The organism is Crenobacter luteus, assembly GCF_004345725.1.
Classification (GTDB): domain Bacteria; phylum Pseudomonadota; class Gammaproteobacteria; order Burkholderiales; family Chromobacteriaceae; genus Crenobacter; species Crenobacter luteus.
The window spans coordinates 1-18,302 of record NZ_SLXG01000033.1 but is presented as its reverse complement, the minus strand read 5'-3'; the positions used below and the strand labels follow the sequence as shown (position 1 = coordinate 18,302).

The 18,302-nt window shown below is 61.8% G+C and carries 9 protein-coding genes; all 9 read right to left on the bottom strand.

The features are described 5' to 3' along the window. Positions 1-35 precede the first annotated feature (35 nt). A complete protein-coding gene (locus tag EV683_RS13515) occupies positions 36-548 on the bottom strand; it encodes a DUF262 domain-containing protein (RefSeq protein WP_243694768.1) in 513 nt (170 codons plus the stop codon). 13 nt (positions 549-561) lie between these two features. Continuing rightward, positions 562-1,329 (bottom strand): HNH endonuclease, encoded by a 768-nt coding sequence (locus EV683_RS13510; RefSeq protein WP_131863145.1) that lies wholly within the window; start codon positions 1,327-1,329, stop codon positions 562-564. Continuing rightward, complete coding sequence (locus EV683_RS13505; RefSeq protein ID WP_131863144.1) at positions 1,326-3,269, bottom strand: coiled-coil domain-containing protein; 1,944 nt, start codon at positions 3,267-3,269, stop codon at positions 1,326-1,328. The genes EV683_RS13510 and EV683_RS13505 overlap by 4 nt, the downstream gene beginning before the upstream one ends. A 3-nt stretch (positions 3,270-3,272) precedes the next feature. Beyond that, complete coding sequence (locus EV683_RS13495) at positions 3,273-8,243, bottom strand: Eco57I restriction-modification methylase domain-containing protein (protein ID WP_207910470.1); 4,971 nt, start codon at positions 8,241-8,243, stop codon at positions 3,273-3,275. A 24-nt stretch (positions 8,244-8,267) separates the two neighbouring features. Continuing rightward, on the bottom strand, positions 8,268-11,054 hold the full coding sequence (locus EV683_RS13490; protein ID WP_131863143.1) for a helicase-related protein: 2,787 nt from the start codon (positions 11,052-11,054) through the stop codon (positions 8,268-8,270). A gap of 7 nt (positions 11,055-11,061) precedes the next feature. Further along, positions 11,062-16,338, bottom strand: a complete 5,277-nt coding sequence (locus EV683_RS13485; RefSeq protein WP_131863142.1) for a DEAD/DEAH box helicase — start codon at positions 16,336-16,338, stop codon at positions 11,062-11,064. Positions 16,339-16,347: 9 nt separating this feature from the next. Beyond that, complete coding sequence (locus tag EV683_RS13480) at positions 16,348-17,448, bottom strand: Fic family protein (RefSeq protein WP_131863141.1); 1,101 nt, start codon at positions 17,446-17,448, stop codon at positions 16,348-16,350. Positions 17,449-17,614: 166 nt separating this feature from the next. After that, positions 17,615-17,782 (bottom strand): hypothetical protein, encoded by a 168-nt coding sequence (locus EV683_RS14340; protein ID WP_017936933.1) that lies wholly within the window; start codon positions 17,780-17,782, stop codon positions 17,615-17,617. A gap of 66 nt (positions 17,783-17,848) precedes the next feature. Continuing rightward, positions 17,849-18,302: hypothetical protein (locus tag EV683_RS14450; protein WP_207910469.1), on the bottom strand; the 454-nt coding region annotated here is incomplete at its 5' end.

The following is an 18,302-nucleotide window of genomic DNA, read 5'->3' as shown; positions in this document are numbered from 1 at the left end:
AACACAACAGATAACAACACCCACTGCTGAAACTGCTACAGCTTCCGGGTCGCCACCACGAAGGTCATTTTGTTGAAGCGCGTCAGCAGTTCGTCTTCGCTGGCGTCGGCCTCGTCGCCGCCCAACTCGCCTTCCTCATCGACCTCAGCGTCATCGCCGTTCTCATCCACTTCGGTCACGACGGCCAGTTGGTCGGGATGCTCCAGATTGAAGAGCAAATCGATGGGCCGACGGCGACCGCGCACCGACACCGGCTCGCCGCGAATGACGGCAGAGAGCGAAGTCAGACGCTGCTGACCATCCAGCAGGAGCCGGGTGCTCTGGTAGGGATTCGTGCTCTGGCTGACCGCGAAATCCTGCAGCGGTACAGCTTCATCCGTTTCCCAAAGCAGGATTGCGCCCGAAGGATAGCCGCGATACAGCGAGTCCAGCAGATCGCGCACTCGCGTGGAACGCCACACATACTGGCGCTGCATTTCCGGCAAGCGCAACTCGCCACGCTCAATCATGGATACCAGTTCTTCAACGCTTGCTTCGGCCTTGGCCATGCTATTTCCTCGATCAGGATGTGAGCAGGAAGCGCTCGCGGTGCCATTGCAGATAATGCAAGTGCTCGCGGGCCAGCCAGCGCAGCCTCATGCCCGGCTGAATGCCAAGCCCCTGCAGATCGCCTGCGGTCAGGCGGGAGCTGGTCAGCAAGTACCCGGTATCGTCGAAGCTGATCAGAAAGCGATCAAACAATGCATCCAGATTGGCCACCAGCAGAAAGCCATTGAAGGCATCCAGCCGCTCGGCATCACCGGCGCACTCGGCCCAGGGTTTGGCATGGCTGGCACGCAGCACCTCGGGCACATTGATGCCGGTTACCGCACAGGCGCCACCCCAATAGGTGAGCAAGGCATCGCGGTAACGCGCCTGTCCCACACGCTGACGCACCAGGCGTTCGACTTCCGTGCCCCGGGCTTCGGCAGGCATCGCTTCCACCGCTTGCGCCACGGCAGCGTGGTAGTCGCTTACCGCCTGGTTCGGCAAGGCCTGCGACAGACTGGCTGCACGGCGCAACAGGGCGGCCAGATCAGCCAGGGTGGGCACACAGAACACGCCAGCAGCACCGGCCCAGGGCTGAAAGCTGCGCAGCAACTCCGGCAACAGCGCGGGCGTGGCTGGCTGAAAGCGCACTTCAAAGCCTTCGGCCAATGCTGTCACCACTGCCTGACTGCGATGACGGGCCGAAGCCAGTGTCACCGCATCGCCTGCCGGAGATAGCACGTGCTCGAAGCCATTGTCGTGGCCGGCTTTTTCGATGAGGGTGCGTTGCAGGGGGTTCATGCCATCGTTGCCTGTTCTGCACCCAAGCGCTTACGGAAAAGAAGTCCGTCCACGCCCTCTGTTGAGAGCCTGTGCCGCTCATAAATCTGGAGTGATTCAGGTGGTTCAGTTGAAGTGGTGACGATGTATTGCAACGAGTCTCCACCTTTTTTTGCGACATGTTCGAGCAATGCCCAGAGTATGTCTTCGCTCATCTCCGCTTCGCGGGGAGAATCGTGCAATAGAAACCCGGGATGGAAGCTTTGCTCCTGAGTGCTATCGAGCAAGCAGGCCACATCACCTGCGAGAATCTCCAGAACTTTGTAGGTGGTCGAGTGTCTCGGCCCCATTCGGAAGGGGTGATTGCGGTGTTCTTCTTGATCGTTGAAAACGCCCCACGTGAAGGAAGGCAGTGATCTGGCAACAGCCATCATGGCGTCGCTGATTGCCTGGCGGCGCCCCGCTACCATCTGGCGCTGTTGTTCGAGCTGTAGCTTCAACTGATTGCAACGACGCCGATGTTCATCCAGCTTGCGTTGTAACGCATCCATTTCGGTTGATTGTGACTTTCCAGAGGCGAGGCTTTCATAATATTCGTAGCTCTCGATAGCCTCCGTGAGCAGCTGATCAGCCACCATTGCTTGGGCGTACCTCTGGTCCATATCAGCACTTCTTCCATCAATAGCGGCAAGTGCTTTATCCAGTGGAGCGATCTCATTGCTCAGCTCATCCCTGCGGCGGCGCAGCGGAATCAAACTGCGCTCAAGGGACTCTTTGGTTTGCTGATGAAGCAGGGTGCGTTGCTTTCGGTCAATCTGAACCAGTTCGATGCGCTGAGTAACATAGTGACACTCCCCGAGCAGGCGATTTCCTGCATCGCAATGCTTGGAGAGATTCTTTTGCAGTGATGCTGCTTCGTTCTGCAACGCCTCTAACCGCTCGATATCGCCAGCAATCAACGCTTCCATCTGAGCGATTTCATTGACAATGACACCCAGCTTGGATTTCAGCGGCGCAAGCTTTTCCAGCAAGTGCATGCGCTTGTGTGCTAGCGCTTTTCGCTCTTCCTCGATTGTTAGCAATTCCTTCTGATAGGCTTCGTGCCGTTGTCTGGCGATACCAACCAGGTTGGGATGCGCGATCAATCCTTCTTGACGGAAGGGTGTATTGATTGGCACTTCAAGGCGGTTGGCCAATTGCCGGCGCACATGGTTCAGCAAACGCGCAGGTTCCTCTCGCAGCTGATCCAGTCTCGCCTTATGGGTTTCTACCGCTTTTGCTGCGCTATCCAGATCACGCAGCGTCGTGGCGTCGTGCAGCATACCTAATACGATCTGTATGAGAGCCAATGGCGACTTCGCCGGCAAACTGAACCGGACACCTTCCGCACGCCATTGGAAGTAATGCTGGTATCGGGCGTTCTGGTCACGGGAGCACCAGGCCAGAATGTGGTGCCATTCAATAGGCTGCCCGGAGCCAGGCAACTCCTGAACCGGCAAGGTTTCGACAAAATGCTGTCGCAGTGCATTCTGGTAAGCGTGGTATTCGTTCTCAGCGTTACCTGCGGCCAGCTGCCGCCAATCCGCGTGACGGGAAGCGCGGTACATCTTCTGGTGTCGCCACGGCTTCAAGACTGTCCATACTTCCCCGCCAATATGCACACGGGCGGCAACAGCCCCTTCCTTCAAATCCTCGCTTTGCAGCAGTTCATCGCGCAAGGCTGACCCCTCGGACCAGAGGGGGTCATCCAGTGCGAACCGCAGCAATTGGCAAAAAGCGGTTTTTCCCACGCCATGCCCAGAGCTGCCTTTTCCTGGTGGCGATACGATCAGGTTGAGGCCGCGACGCAGCGATATTTCACGCAAGGACTCATCCGCTGTCAGTGACTCCAGCAGCCACAACGTCTCTACCCATAGGCGAGGCTTTGTAGAAAATGGTTCTGGCATACCGACAGCACTCATCCCTTATCCCCTTTTTTGCAGACCTTCCGTTTGCATGGGCGTTTCTGGTGCGGCCAATGCCTGCTCCAAAGCCAACTCCTGTTGTTTCCTTGCCTCAATCAAGGCGCTGGCAAGCGATGCTGTACGGATGTCGCCCAGCACCTGTGCCAGACCTTTCGCATCACGGATAGACAGAGGTTCTGTGGTCGGCACCCCCAACAGGCTGCGCAGCCAGGCACTGATATGTGACCACCGCTCGTTCTTGACCGGCTGCAGCCACTCGCTCAGAAGCTCCCTGTGCGGAATATGCTCCGGCAGGTCTGTCAGCAGAATCTGGCGCAGGCGAACATCATCGCAAGTACCTGCCTGAAGGAGAATGTCGCAGACCAACCCCGCGAGCCAGTCCTCGGCTTCTGTGGCCGGTGTGCAGCCCGCTGCATAGGTGCGGAATGGCGTGCTCGGGCGAGCGGGTTGGGCTTGCGGAATGATGGCCGGGAGTGCTTGTTCCAAGCGCTCCCAAGCCTCCAGCACCAGCCGTCGCGTGCGGTATTCGCCATATTCGCGAACTTCTTTTTCCTTGAGCACGCGGAAGGTTTCGCTGGGGTAGTCGTCGCCCATGACGTCGGCGGGGTCGAGGATGTAGCGTAGTTCTTCCTCGGTGAGGCCGTAGAGTCTCGCGTAGTAGGCGTCGAGTTCGGCGCGCAGGATGGCGCGGCGGTCGGGGTCATAAGGGAAAGGGGTGAGCGGCGAGCGGCGGATGGCCTCGGGGGGGCCGGGCTTCCAGTCGCCGGTTTCCGTTTTCCACACGCTCACCAATTCCTCGGCCCAGGGCTGCAAATCCCAGGCGGTGTAGGTCAGCTCCAGTACACGCGGGACGATGAAGTCGAGGTCAGCTTCGGTGTAGCGGTCTGGGGGCAATACAGGAAGCTGTTTGTAGATGAAGTAATTCATGTGCGTGCCGCCTGTCTTGTGGCGTGCCACAAAGTCAAAGGCCAGCGCAGACAGGTTGGCGAGCAGCGCAGCGAATCGTGCACGGTTTCCCCCTTCGGGGAACAGCATCAATGGCATTTGATTGCCAACGCCAGCCAACGGCACCACCGACGCAATCACCGTCCGTTCATCGGTCGCGCGGCAAATGTCCCGCCAGCCCATCAACCACTGCGGGCAGGCGGCCTGCAGCCAGCGTTCGGCGAGGGCGAGCACGTCGGACTCGTCCGCCATAGGCGCTTCCGACGCCGGCAGATGGCCATAGTCGGCAGCGAGCGCCAGTACGGCGCGCTCGGCGTCGGGGTCGGTGGCGTACCAGGCGGTGGCGCTGCTGGCGCCGGGCGTGTAGGGCTGCACCCTGGCTTCGCCTTCGGCGGGCAGGTAGTCATCGTTCAGCGGTTGCAGGCATGGGGGGTTATCCCCGACGAACCCCAGTGATGTGGGGACGATGGCGCAGGCATAGGGATGCCGTGCGACAAAGGCTTTCCACGCGGGATAGATGCCCATGCCGGGATGGGCGCGGCGCTGTTCGGCCAGGTAGCGACCGAACAACAACTGGGTGACGCACAGCGCGGCGGCCTGGGCGTTGCCGTCCTTGAGAGCCTTCAGCAAGCCATCGGGCAGACGGGCGACGCGTAGCCAGACTTCGCGGGCCTCTACCCAATAGCGCGGGGTGACGGTGAAATGCGGGTCGGCCTTTTCAGGCAGCGTGACATCGCGACTGTTGCCGTCCGCCGTGTAGGTGGCCCAGCGGTGGTCGAACTGGTGGATGAGTTTGGCTTCGTACAGCGGCAGATGGTCGGCGGCTGGCTCGTCCTTGAACAGGTGGCTGTCATTGGACATGTGCAGCATCGCCATGAACGAAATGCCCCACGGGTTTTGCTCAGGCTCCACCACTTTGGCTTGTTTGCCCTCGCCTGCGGTAGCGGCATCACGCATCAGCACCGGCGCGGCGCGGTAGAGCTTCTTGGTCAGCTCCGCATCGCGCTCGCTGCGGAACACCGGGCAGGTAAGCGTATTGGGATTGATGAGGCGGAATTCGTCGGGCGTGAGGGTAAAGCGGCGGCGCGGGTCGGTCAGTTGGCTGACCTGGGTGGCGAAGCAGACGAACTCGGCCTGTTCCGCCGCACCCAAGGTGAGTAGGCAGAACTTCATGCGGCTATCGACGGCGGGGAATAGCTTGTCGCGATTCTCGATGTCGTACAGGCTGACCAGCCGCCGGTTCTGGGTGATGTGGCCGAAGTACGCCTTGGTGCTGTCGTCGGTAGCAATGCCGGTGGGCACGATGAAACCGGCGCGGCCACTGTCGGCATGGATTTGCAGGATGGTTTCGGCAAACAGCGCGTAGGTGTTCACGTCGCCCACGCCGGTCAGTGGATAGCGGCCGCCGTCGTTGCCTTTCACATGGGCGAACACGCTGGCCGCTTCCGCCGTGCGGCGGGCGGTAACGAATTCGCGGTAGAGGCGTTTTTCGGCTTCGTCCTCGTGCGCTTCGTGGGCCAGGTCGGGGTACAGGTGGCGCGCCAGCATGCCTTCGCTGAGCCACTGGATGCGCTGGGCGCGTTCGGCCTTGTTGCGGGCTTGCGCCACGTCGCGGTGGCGGGTGGCGAAGAATTCTTCCTCTTGCAGCTTGATGCGTTCCCACGGCGGATTGCCCAGCACGCAGTCGAAGCCGCCTTGCGCGAACACCTGCGGAAAGGCCAGCGGCCAGTGGAATACGCGGGCCTGTTCGCAGGCGGCGCGTGCGGCGGCGATAGGAGTGGCATGCTCGGTCTGGGCGCGTTCCGGCGCGGTGAGCAGCGCATGCAGGGTGATGCTGGTGGGCACGGTTTCTGCCGTGTCTTCCGTCTTGGGCAGCAGGTAGGCGCCCACCAGCGCATCGGCGGCGTGGGCCAGCGGGCTGTGGGCGGAGTCCTGCAGAAAGCGGCGCCAGGCTTGTTCCTTGTCGGCCACCTGTTCGGGTGTGTCGGCGGGCAGGGTTTCGATGGCACGCAAAGCTTCAAGGCCGCTGCGGTTGTCTACGCCCAGCAGCATCTGCTTGCCTTGCAGGTCTTTGGAGATCTGCTTGAGGCCGGCGGCGTTGGCTTTGGCCAATTGCTTGCAAACCTCCTTGTCGTCGCCGCTCAAGGGCTTGAAGGCATCCTTGGCGATGCCTTGTTCCAGCACGGTCAGGTCGGTCAGGCCCAGCAGGGCGTCGCCCACTTGCAGGTGGTGGTCGAGAAAGCCCAGCGGGCGGCCTTCCTCGTAGCCTTCCAGCCACAGAGCCATGCGCGCCAGTTCGATGGCCATGGGGTTGCGGTCCACCCCGAAGATGCAGCGGGCTACCACCTCGCGCAGGGCGTGGCGGTAGTCCTGCGGCTGGATGGCGCCTTCCTGCCCGCCTTCGAGGCTGCGCAACTGGGCCAGCTTTTCCGCCAGACGGCGGGCGGCGGCGAGCAGGAAGTGGCCGCTGCCGCAGGCCGGGTCGATGACGCGGATGGCCAGCAGTGCCTCGGTGGGGTTGGTCGGGTTGGCTGCCAGACGTTGTTCGATGACGGGGTCGAGCGCGCTCCTGATCAGCTCCTGCACCAGGCTGTCAGGGGTGTAGTAGCTGCCGGTGAGCTTGCGGGCGTTGCCGGCGGTGCTGCCTTCCTCGGTGCGGCCGACGAAGCCGAAGGTGCGGGCGGGCAGGTCGATGGCGGGCACCAGTTCCAGCAGGCTTTCGTAGACACTGCCCAGCTCTTCCGGGCCCATGTTGCGGTAGTCCACCGGCACCAGGCTTTGCGCGCCGGTCGGCTTGGCCCAGCGCAGATGTTGCAGGGCGGCCAGCAGGTGGGCGTTGTCTAGGCTGGCGGCATCCAGATCTGGGCATTGCGCGGGAGCGAACAGGCCGCCCAGGGCGGGCAAGGCCAGACGCGGCTCGCCTTGTGCCAGGCCACGGAAGACGATGCGGATGGCCTGCCACTGGTCGTCGTGCCGGGTGCGGGCGCGGCGTTTGAGGCACAGCTCGCGCAGGCGGATCAGGGCATAGCCTTCGGCATAGGCTCGGCGAGCGGCTTGTGCATCGGCGCTATCGCTCCGTGGGTGCAGCACGCCGCGCTCTTCCACGGTGAAGACGAAGATGAGCCGGTAGACCAGGCGCAGCAGTTGTTGGAAAAAGGCGTCCTTGCTGAGCGTGCCGTCATGCAGGGCGGTGCGCAGGGCGTGGTTGTCGGGGTGTTGCAGGAAGCCCTGACCGAAGGTCAGCAGCGCCTGCTCGACGCCATCGCGCAGGCCATCGCGTACGCGGGTGCCTTCTTGCTGGCCTTCGGTGCGCCATTGTTCCCATATGCAGGTTTCAGCTCCTTGTACACGGTGACCGGGCGCACGACTGGCATGCAGCAGGCGCCAGACGTTGGCGAATTCGGCGTAGCGCTGGCCGCCCAGCAGGTCGGCCAGATCGACTTCGAGAAAGCTGGGGCGGGTGAGGCTGGCGGCGTCGCGCAACAGGCGCAGTTGCCTGCCGTTGCTGACGATGCCCCAGAGGTGGTCGGTACTGGCGTTGAGCAGCTCCTGCATGGCCTGGAAGGGGGCCTTCCTGCGACTGCCGCCGCCCTGCACGGCAAAGTGCGCGTCGGCCTCGTCCAGCCCCAGGGAATACGGGGCAACGAGTACGGGCAGGCTGCCGTTCGTCAGGCTGACGGGGTAGCGCAGTTCCCCCACCGACTGTGCCGAAGTGGCTTGCAGGGTGGCGTAGCCGAAGGCATCGCGCAGCAGTTCGTGCACGAAAGCGGTGGTGAGCTGGGCGGCATCGACGTCGGCGCGCTCCATCTGCGCGGCGAAGTGCTGCCACTGGGCGCAGGCGATCTGGAAGGCGCGGCTGTATTCGTCCTTGAGCTTGACGCCCTTGGGGGTGCCGTAATCGGCCTCGCTCTGGGCGCTGGCGCGGCCCTGGGCGGCTTTTTCCAGTTGGTCGGGCAGGAACAGGCCACCTTCGAGCTTGAGAGTGGGCAAATCCAGCGTGGCCTGGGTCTTGCGGATGCGTTTCATGGTTGTTCTTCTTTAGGCCGAGGCTTATAGCGAGTCGGGCAGCAGCACGTACACACCCATCACATCCACTGGCAGGCAGGGGCTGACGCTGTGGTGGCCCACGTCGCGGGCGGCGGCGCGTACGCGCTCGTGGTCGGCCAACAGGGCTTGGGCGCGTTGCTCTGCCAGGGCTTGCAGTGGCTGGGGATGTGCGGCGAGGAAATCGAGCGCGGCGCACACCTCGCGTTGCACGGCTTCTGCGGGCAGGTTGCCACTGGGCGTGCATTCGAGCAGGCGGTTCACGCTGTCATCGGCCAGCCATTGCGGATTGGCACGGCCACGCACGGCCAGGGCCACGGTCTCCTCGGCCATCATCTGGAAAGGCTCGCGACGGCGCACGTAGCTGAGCTGATGGCGCAAGCGCAGCAGATAGATCGTGGTGGCGACATCGACGTCGTCGGTCAGCGTGGCGGCACAACGGGCAGCCAGCGGACGTTCGCTGCTGAGTGCATCTTCCAGCAGGTGCTGCGCCAGCAGGCCTACCAGTGGGTGGCTGCGGTGCAGTTCGGCTAAGTCGATGCTTTGCGGTTTGTTGATGCCTTCGTCGGCTAGACGCTGGCGCAGTGCTTCGGGCAGGTGCTGCGGCAGGAAGCGGGCCTGCTTGCGGTCCATTTCCAGGGGGGAGCCGAGGCGAACGCAGGCGCTTTGCAGGAAACGCTGCACATCGGCCTGGGTACCCAGGGCTTGTTGCTGTTTGTGCCATTCCGGCAGCACCTCGTCGGGCTTGATGCGGCGTTGGGCAAAGACGGTGCGGTTGGCCTTGGCTTTTTCCAGGGCGTCCTGCCATTGGGCCTGCAACGGCGCCAGCAGTTGTTCGGATTCACCGAAATCGAAACTGGCTTGCGGCGAGGCCATGCTGCTGTCGCTGCGCCGCATGAGGGCCGCCTTGACCAGGGCCTGGCTGATGCGGGCTTCGTCCTCGGGCAGGGGCACCAGCACGCCCAGTTCCTTCTGGATGGTTTCGCCCTTGCACAGGATGACGTTGAGCACGAAACCATCGACCGGGTTGTCCTGCCCGTAAAGCATGGTGCAACGGACTTCGTCGGCCTGCTGGCCGAAACGATCGACGCGGCCTTCGCGTTGTTCGTGGCGTGTGGGGTTCCAGGCCAGGTCGTAATGGACGACGGCGGTGAACAGATGCTGCAGGTTGATGCCTTCGGAAAGGCAGTCGGTGGCGACAAGGATGCGTTGCTCGGCCTCTTCCATGTCTTCCACACGCTCACGGCGCTCTTCCGGAGTGAGCTCGCCGGTGACGGCATCGACGGTGGCCTTGGGAAAGGCGGCCTTGAGGTGCTCGGCCACGTAATGGGCGGTGGCGACATAGCGGCAGAACACCGCGGGGTGATAGCCATCTTCAAGCAAGGAACCGATGTGCCGGATGAGCGCGGCCAGCTTGGGATCGCCCTTCTTGCCGGACAGGCGCTGTGCTTCGGCAATGAGGTCGTGCAGGCGGCTGGCGTCCTGCAATTGGGCGGGCGGCTCCAGGTCACTGCCCATTAGGTCGTCGGCTTCGCCATCGTGCAGGCGCTCGTCACTGAGCAAGTCGTCATCCGCCATGGTGCCTTCCAGCCGCGTGGTCAGGGCCTTGACGGCCGCCGCAGGCGAAGAGGCCACGCAGCGCAGCAAGGCCAGGGTGGCGTACCAAATGAGGCGGGCGCCACTTTGCTGCGTGTCCTGCTGTTCAATGGCTTCCGCCATTTCCCGGCAGTAGTCCTGCACGGCATCAAAAAACGCACCCCATTCGCCGCTGAGCTGGTAGGTGAGCTCGGTTTTCATGCGGCGGGGGAACCCCCGCCCATCTTGGGTTTCGGCCTGCCACTCGGCGATGTCCTTGCGGCGGCGTTGCACAAAATGGCGGGCGAGTTCCTGACGCAGCGGATCGGAGGCCGTCATGCGCCCTTGCAGCGCTGCAAAGCGGGGATCGAGCAGCGACAGCAGGTTGTAGAAGGCGGTTTCGTCACCGGAGTGCGGGGTGGCGGTCAGCAAGATCAGGTGTCTCTGCTCGTCACGGGCAAGGCGCTGCAGCAACTCGAAGCGCAATTGCTTGCCGGCGCCACTGCTGGCGCACGTGTGGGCTTCGTCAACGATGATGCATTCAGGGGCAGCGGCAAGAAACTGTTCGCGGTGGCGTTCGCTCTTGATGTAGTCCAGGCTGACGACCACCAGGGGATGATGGTCGAACAAGCGCACTCCATGCGGAAGATCACGTTCGATGCGGGAGGCCGAAGACGAAGTCAACGCCACGGCCTGAAGGTTGAAGCGGGTTTCCAACTCACTTTGCCACTGCTCGACAAGGTGTGGCGGGCAGAGAATGGCCAGGCGGGCGATTTCGCCACGGTCCATGAGCTCTCGTGCGATCAGGCCGGCTTCGATGGTCTTGCCGATGCCGACGTCATCCGCAATCAGCAGGCGCACAGTGGACAGGCGCAGTGCCATCAGCAACGGCACAAGTTGGTAGCCGCGAGGCTCCACCGCGATATTGCCAAAGGAGCGGAACGGGCCGGCGCCTGCGCGCAGGGTCAGGCGCAAGGCATCGCGTAGCAACAGCGCGGCGGCATGGTTGCCGGCGCGTGCAGGATCGGGCCAGTCGAAGGTGGCAGGTTCGACGGGATGCAGTTCCAACTCGGGGATCAGGGCTATGCTTTCGTCATCGGCGCCGTTCAATGGACGCAGGCGCAACCAGTCGCGGCGGGAGTCGCTCTGCACCACCCATTCGCGGCCTCGGGCGCGCACCAGGTTGCCGGGTAAAAAGTCGTGTTCTAGGGTTGTCATGGGCCTTTTATTCCTTGGAGCCAAACACATCGACGTGCGCGGCAAACTTTTGTGGCCACTGTGAAACGTCCGCAAAATCGAGCACCTGCCAGCCTTTGTCCTGCAATACGCTGGCGGTCTGCCCATCCACTACGGAAAGAAATACCAAAGCACGAGATGCCTTGTACTGGGCTGCGGCGATGGCCGCGCCATTGTTGACGGGTACATTGACCGCATCAGGTTGTCTAGCCCCGGCCTGGCGGAGTGCGGACAGCCAGACGTCGAGCAGCTCGTCTTCTGAAGTCGCTGAGGCAATGGCGGCCGGGCTGTTCGTTACGGGCTGCACCTGGGCATTGGCCAGCGCGACCAGCAGCTTGAGCGCATCCGCGTTACGGCGGTTGATGTGCTCGTGATCCGGCTGATTGAAGTAGGAGAGCAGGCATTGGTAACAGCCGGCCTCGCATTGATGATTGCCCAGTTCATCGGTCTGCTCCAGTGACGGCAGATCGTCCAGCGTCCAAACGCCGCTCTGCGGTGCGCGGTAGTGAATCAGTTGCAGGGCATTGCTGGCGACGAGTGCAAGGTCGTCGCGATTGCTTGCCAGGCGAGTGAGCACACCCGCACCGCCTTCGGCCGCTTCGTAGAACAGCAAGGCGCGACGTTCGTCGGACTTCGGCAGGGGTTCGACCACCAGTTCGGATTCCTCGATCTGGAAGGTCATTTCGATGCCACGCTTGAGAGCAGCCTGCAGGGTAGCCATGGCCTCCAGCGACAGGGCATGTAGAGGTGTGAATATCAGCAGGTTGCGATGATCTTCCACAAAAGGAACGATGCGCTGGGGCGTCACCTTTTCCAGCAAGGCATCATCGTTGCCGTTGTCGTCTTCCGCATCCGGCGTGTCCTGCTTGCTCCAGGTGCCGGTAATGGGATTGATGTAGAAGCCCAGTTGCTCCTTGTCCTTGCGCCTGCGCCAGCCGCGGTTGATACGCCAGATTTGCGCAGCAGGCGCATAAGTGAGTTCGCCCAACAATTCTTCGCCCAGCCGGACTTCGGCTTTCTGCTTCTGAATCTGGCCATCGGGCCCGGGCAGGAAACGGTAGGTGGTCTGCAGCTCGAAGCCCTGACGCTGGCGTTCCTCGTCGTTGATGGAGATGCGCTCGGTAGCTACCGTCTCCACGGTTTCGATGCGATAGAGTTTGCGCACCCAATCTTGCTCGGTGAGCAGGGCATCACAGTTCTCGCAGCGATTGACCAGCGGCTGTTCGCCACCCGGCTCGCCGAGATGTCCGTAGCCGCACTGACTGCACACCAGAGAGGCAATGGTGGCCAACTGGCCGCTGCCGGAAATATGGTCTGTATTGCCGACGTTGAGTTTGGCACGCACCACGCGGTACATGCGGCCCTGGTGATAGATGAGGCTGCGAGGACCAAATTCTGACAAGGCCAGGAAACGCGGACGGCTGACCATGCTGCCTTCGTCATCCTTGCCATTGACGGTCTGACCGCCACGGGCGGGAATCCAGGCCATCAGCGGCAGGCGCGGAAAGTTGTAGCCTGGCAGGAAGCCCTGGCTGGCCAGGTAGCGATAGGTGTAGAAGTCGTTGTTCTGGCCATTACCGGATTTGAGCAACACGGCGTACTGGCGCGCGGCATCGCCGTAACGGCGCTGGGCATTCTGGCGCTCGGTGTGCGAAGCGGTATGGCTCTTGACGATGCGATCCGCCATGTCCATCTGCTGACGCGTCGCATCGAACAACACGCGCCAGCGTTCCAGCGCTTCGGAGAACGCCTTGGGTGCATTGGCGATGACCTGGTGTACGTAGTCAGGCGTGAACCAGGCGCTGCTTACCAGCTCTTCCTTGAGCTGATCAATGACCCGGCAGGCACTGGCCAGGGCACGCTGCTGGACGGTCTGCGCCTGTAGCGCTTCCTGCAAGGGCTGTTTCAGTGGTTTGCCGGGCCGATCAAGATCCAGCATGGGAGCAATACTGTCGTCCAGCGGCACCTGGGTGCTGGCCAGCCAGACCGCTTGCAGATGGCTGTCAATCAAGTCACGGTTGGCCAGATCGAGTGTAGGTGCACGTACCACGCCATGCACCATCTCGCTGGCATTGTGGAAGAACCACTGGTCATGCGGGCTGAGTGCCGCGCAGTAGGTGATGACCAGTGCCTGCTGGCCCGAACGCCCCGCACGGCCGCTGCGCTGGGCGTAGTTGGCCGGGGTTGGCGGCACATTGCGCAGGTACACGGTGTTGAGTGCGGAGATATCCACGCCCAGCTCCATGGTGGGAGAGCAGAACATCACAGGCAGACGCTCCAGCGGTGCTTCGTGGGCCGGGTTCTGCGCCCAGTCTTGCCTGTCCTTTTCGGTGTAACGGAAACGCTGCTCCAGCAGTTGCCGGCGCGGTGCATCCACCTGGGCCGTATGTTCCTGGGCCTCGAAATCGAACAGCGGATGTGAGGGCTGACGCAGCAGGTCGGCAATGCTGAGATACAGCGCACGGAAGTACTGGTTGATGCGATTGCTTTCTGCCGGTGCGTCATCGGCAATCAGGCACCAGTCCATGGCGGCTGCGTTCAGACGCCAGCCAGCAAGCTGCGAATCAATGGCATGTTTTTGCACATAACCATAGTTGCTGGCTGCCTTGAGCATGTCTTCGATCAGCTCAGTCCATTCGGCGTCTTTCCACTGCGCGACTTCGCCGGCACAGGCGCTGGCACGCCAGAAATCGGCAGCCTTTATTTGCCGCAGCAGTCGGGAGCGTGGGCCACCGGTCACCAGCTCGGTGCGCGGTTTGCCCTTGTATTCCGGGCGCTTGCCGAGGATGAGATAACGGCCGGTATCGAGTTTCTCGTCGGGGGCAAAAGCCCAGCGTTCATTCAGATAGGTGTGGGCGCTGGTACGTGCCTTGTCCTGCTCGACCGGGTCGAGGTAACGGCTTTCCAGGCACAGATGGCGACGCAGCGTGTCGAACAGTAATTCGTACAGAATTGCTCGCTGCACCGCCGTCAGTTTGTTCAAGGTGCTGTTTGCGGCAAAGATGCTGGTGTCAGCGCTAAAGGCGGCCAGGTCTCGGTACCGAATCTGCAACAGGCCAAGCTGATCCAGATTCGGATTATTGAAGCGCCAGCCACGCCGTAGATCGCGCAGCAGCCGGTAGGCAATAATGAATCGCAAGGTGCGTTGCGCTTCCTGCCGTGCCAGCCCCATGAGCTTGGGAGTGCGCAGATATTCCACCAAGGTGGCTTCATCGACCCCTTGAAAGCCGAGGGCCTTGAATACGCTTTCGGCCAGGTTTTCTTCATCAAGCTGGCCGCCACTTGCCTGTAGTGCGCCGATCAAGCCGGCACGCAGCGTCAACAGGAAAATGAAATCATTGAAGTGACCCGCCTGCAGCGCTGCATCCTGGCGGTTGTCGGTAAACCCAAGCAATTTACGCGGATCAGGTTGGCCTGGAGCCGGATCGGGAAGTGCAAACAGTTGCTGTAAGGCCGCCAGGGCAATCATGGTAGTGGCCGAAGAACGGCCTTCCCCGGACAAACTGGAGAGGCGGTTGGCATCTTTGCCGTGGGCTTCGTGTGTCGTGCCGCAGTTCAGGCAGAAGCGGAACTTTCCGGGAATGAACCAGAACTCCGTCCCGGAGCCTGTTTGTCCTTTGGCATCGACCGTGACCATATAGGGAACGGCATTCTTGTAGGCTGACTTGACTTTGGGCTCGCTTCGGCTGAGGTCGATCCAGGTTTCCGGCAGGTTTTCAAGCAGGCCACCGTATTGCTGCCCGGGCACCAGTGGGCACAGGAAGCCATAGCTGGCGGTGTCGTCTTCTGCTGCGATATCGTCGATTTCACGCGGGCTGAAGCTGACCGGTTGCTGTGCGTGCCAGACAGGCAGGTACTCCTGGCCGCAATCGCGGCAGAAATGCGTGGGGTAAAGCAGCACATTCTCTTGCTGCCGCCCCGGTGCGAAACGCTGGGCATCGAGCGTGACATGGCGCTTGCCTCGCTCTTCCAACGTGGTGAGCACCTTGCCCGGTCCACTGATGAACTGGTGCAGCTTGAACGCGAAAGGCGGCCTGCCCTGGGGCGTGCGCACATCATGGGCAGCCACCAGAAAGCGCTGCAGGGCGGCGCGAGCGGCTTCAGGCTGGCAGCCCGCATCTTCGGCGAGACGGTAGCTGGCCTCTTCCAGCGTCATGGGTTTCGCGCGCCTTGGAGGCTCGTCCGCAGGTAGCTCGATACCCAGGTTCAATTCCACCCAGATAGCCAACGGATCATCGCGAAAAGCGTCGAAATCAGCCCAGATATCCTGCTTTCGCGCAACGGCTTCCGGCAGTTCTGTGCGGATGGCGTTGACATCCTTGAGTGGGTTGGTGACGCGCTCCAGGGTCTCGCCGATGACATCATGCTCGGTGATCCGGGTGCCAAACAGTTTGCTGGCCACAGCAGCCACCACGCGGTTGCGGTCAGCTTGGCTGCCTGCGCTGGACATGGTGGCAGACGTGCCGATACAGACCAGTTGCTCGGCTTTCAAGCGCTCCCGCAGGCGACGCACCAGCAAGGCAACGTCCGCCCCTTGACGGCCACGATAGGTATGCAACTCATCCAACACCAGGAACTCAAGTCCCTCGCAGTGTTCCACCACGCGCCGATCCACTTCGTCGAAGCGCGTGAGGATGTACTCCAGCATCATGAAGTTGGTGAGCAGGATATCGGGCGGTTCATCCGCGATGGCGCGGCGTTCCGTCTGGCTTTCCTGGCCGGTATAGCGCTTGACGGTGAAGGGGCGGTGCTCTGGCGCATAGCCATGCAGAAACTTGTCGAGCTCTTCCAGCTGGCTGTTGGCCAGAGCGTTCATCGGATAAATCACAATGGCTCTGGTACGTGCTTTGCCATCGGAGTCCTTGGCCTTGAGAAGGCGGTCGATGACCGGGATGAAAAAGGACAGGGACTTGCCCGACCCCGTTCCGGTTGTGACCACATAGCTCTGGCGTTCCTGGCCTTTGGCCAGGGCTTCCATTTGGTGCTTGTAAAGATGCAGGGGACTTGGCTTGCCTTCCGTCTTCCCAACCTGAAAGATGTCTGCGCAGGCAGGATGCAGGACCCCCTCCGCCACCAGATCCTGCACTGTGCCTTGACGTTGATAATTCGGGTTGATCTGCACCAGCGGTTCAGGCCAATAGCGGCCTTGCGCATATTGATGCTCGACCTCGGCTTGGATATCAGGTGCGGCGATGCGAACGAAACTGCGGGAAAAGCTGCCGTATCGCTCGATGAGCTGGTCGCGGAACTGGAAAACGTTATCCATGTAGAGTCCTCACTGATCCATCTTGCGGTCAATCGCCAGAACCGCTGCTCTATCCGAGGAGCCTGCTGTGACGCGCTTCCACTTTGCCCCTCTTCCCTTGCCAGTCGATTCGATCAATCCCTCTGACTTCATCGCCCGCAGCACCAGCCGTACCATGTCCCGGCTCACGCCCGGGCAGGCCTCTTCGATTTCGGAAATCGAAAACGGCAGGCAGCGCCCCAGCACTTCCGCTCGCACCCGGTCGCCTTTACTGCCACGGCTACGTTCGATGGTGCCGACACGCTCCTCGAACTCGCGGTATGCCCGCAGCAAGGCACCCCAGAAGTAGTCGAGCCAAGGCTTTGCGTCGTGCTGCCCCTGGTGCCAGCCCTGCGAGCTGGCTTCCAGCGTCTCGTAATAGCCTTCCTTGGTTTCCTCGAAGATGCGTTCCAAACTGATGTAGCGCCCCACGGCATAGTCGAAGTGGTAGAGCAGCAGCAGGGTCAGCAAGCGGGACATGCGACCGTTGCCGTCCGGGAAGGGGTGAATGCACAGAAAATCGAGCATCGCCAGCGGCACCAGTACGAGGGGGTCGGCCAGGTGTTGATCCAGCGCGGTGGCGTAGCGCCCGGCCAGACCGGTCATAGCCATGGGTGTGAGGTGCGCAGCGACCGGCTGGAAGCGTAGACGTGACGTGCCGTCCGGGTGACGCTCGATGATGTCGTTATTGGTAGCCTTCCAGCGCCCGCCCGCCTGTGGCATGTAACGGTACAGCAGGGTGTGGAGTTGCAGCACAACACCCTCGCTGAAGGGCATGTGCGCGGCAGACTCGTGGATCAGCGCCAGGGCATCGCGGTAGCCGGCGATCTCCTGTTCGGAACGGCTCTTTGGCGTTGCGTTGCGGATGACCAGCGACTTCAACCGCGAGGGTGCGACGACAACGCCTTCCAGCCGGTTAGATGACTCGGTGGACTCCACCACCGCGATCTGGCACAGACCCTTGAGGGCTTCGGGCGACTGCGCGGCATAGAGTTGCTGCTTGCCCTGATACTCGCCCAGTGTGCGCAACGTGGCGGCCTGGGTGCCATCGAAGCGAAGCGCGGCAAGGTACTCGGGTGTGAGCGAGTGCATGGAATGTAGGCCCAGGCCGTCTAAATGGGGTAATCATAGCCATTAAATGGGGTACTGTCTCTACAAATACCCTGTTATCAGTCTCTGACTACTCCATTTCCTCAGCTTCTTGATTTTGACGTGCGCTTGCACCTCCTCGGCATTCGCCACCCTCATATATTTCCCTTTACTGACAGACCTTGAGGATCAGGTCATACGTACGAGCGTATTCCAGCACCAGAATTTCGATCATTGAAGCCACCGAGCGACGCTCGCGATCAGCAGCCAAGCGCAGAAGTTGCTTGATCTCAGCGGAGGTGCGGATGGAAAGGGTTTCGTCCTTCAGGCGTGACATGGCGGCGCCTCATCAGTGATGTCCCGCAAATGAACTGCGTTTTACCTCACCCCGCCATGATTCTCTTCAGGGGGTGACTGTCTTGCTTGAGGCTGCTCGATGGTGCGGCGCCTTAGCGGTAGCCGGCCTCACGGAGCGCTCAGCCTCGATGGCGATGGGATGCAGGGCATGCCGGCTGCTGGCCTGATTGGCTTGCCCGTAGTGTCGCCGTGTCTTGGCACTGGCATGTCCCAGCCCCTGGCTGACTGAGTCCGCAGCCGCGTGCCGTTTCAGGTCGGCTGCCCATTGGTGGCGCAGGCAGTAAGCCGTGATAGCGTGCTTGTGCTTCGGCCAGAGGCTATGTGCTAGCCGACGGACTTCGACGGTGAAGTTGACCGGGCTGTCAATGCAAACGAGCAATTCCCGCCGCCCCGCTAGCCGGATGCGCAGCGCCTCCAGCAATGGATGGGGATCGTGTGCGCGATAGGCGATCAAGCGGTGCGGCTGGCCTTGATGCGCCTTGACGTTGGCGCCATCGATC

Coding starts and splice junctions, on each gene's coding strand:
- EV683_RS14340 (WP_017936933.1), bottom strand. CDS start 17,782: ATGTCACGCCTGAAGGACGAAACCCTTTCCATCCGCACCTCCGCTGAG.
- EV683_RS13510 (WP_131863145.1), bottom strand. CDS start 1,329: ATGAACCCCCTGCAACGCACCCTCATCGAAAAAGCCGGCCACGACAAT.
- EV683_RS13515 (WP_243694768.1), bottom strand. CDS start 548: ATGGCCAAGGCCGAAGCAAGCGTTGAAGAACTGGTATCCATGATTGAG.
- EV683_RS13490 (WP_131863143.1), bottom strand. CDS start 11,054: ATGACAACCCTAGAACACGACTTTTTACCCGGCAACCTGGTGCGCGCC.
- EV683_RS13495 (WP_207910470.1), bottom strand. CDS start 8,243: ATGAAACGCATCCGCAAGACCCAGGCCACGCTGGATTTGCCCACTCTC.
- EV683_RS13485 (WP_131863142.1), bottom strand. CDS start 16,338: ATGGATAACGTTTTCCAGTTCCGCGACCAGCTCATCGAGCGATACGGC.
- EV683_RS13505 (WP_131863144.1), bottom strand. CDS start 3,269: ATGAGTGCTGTCGGTATGCCAGAACCATTTTCTACAAAGCCTCGCCTA.
- EV683_RS13480 (WP_131863141.1), bottom strand. CDS start 17,448: ATGCACTCGCTCACACCCGAGTACCTTGCCGCGCTTCGCTTCGATGGC.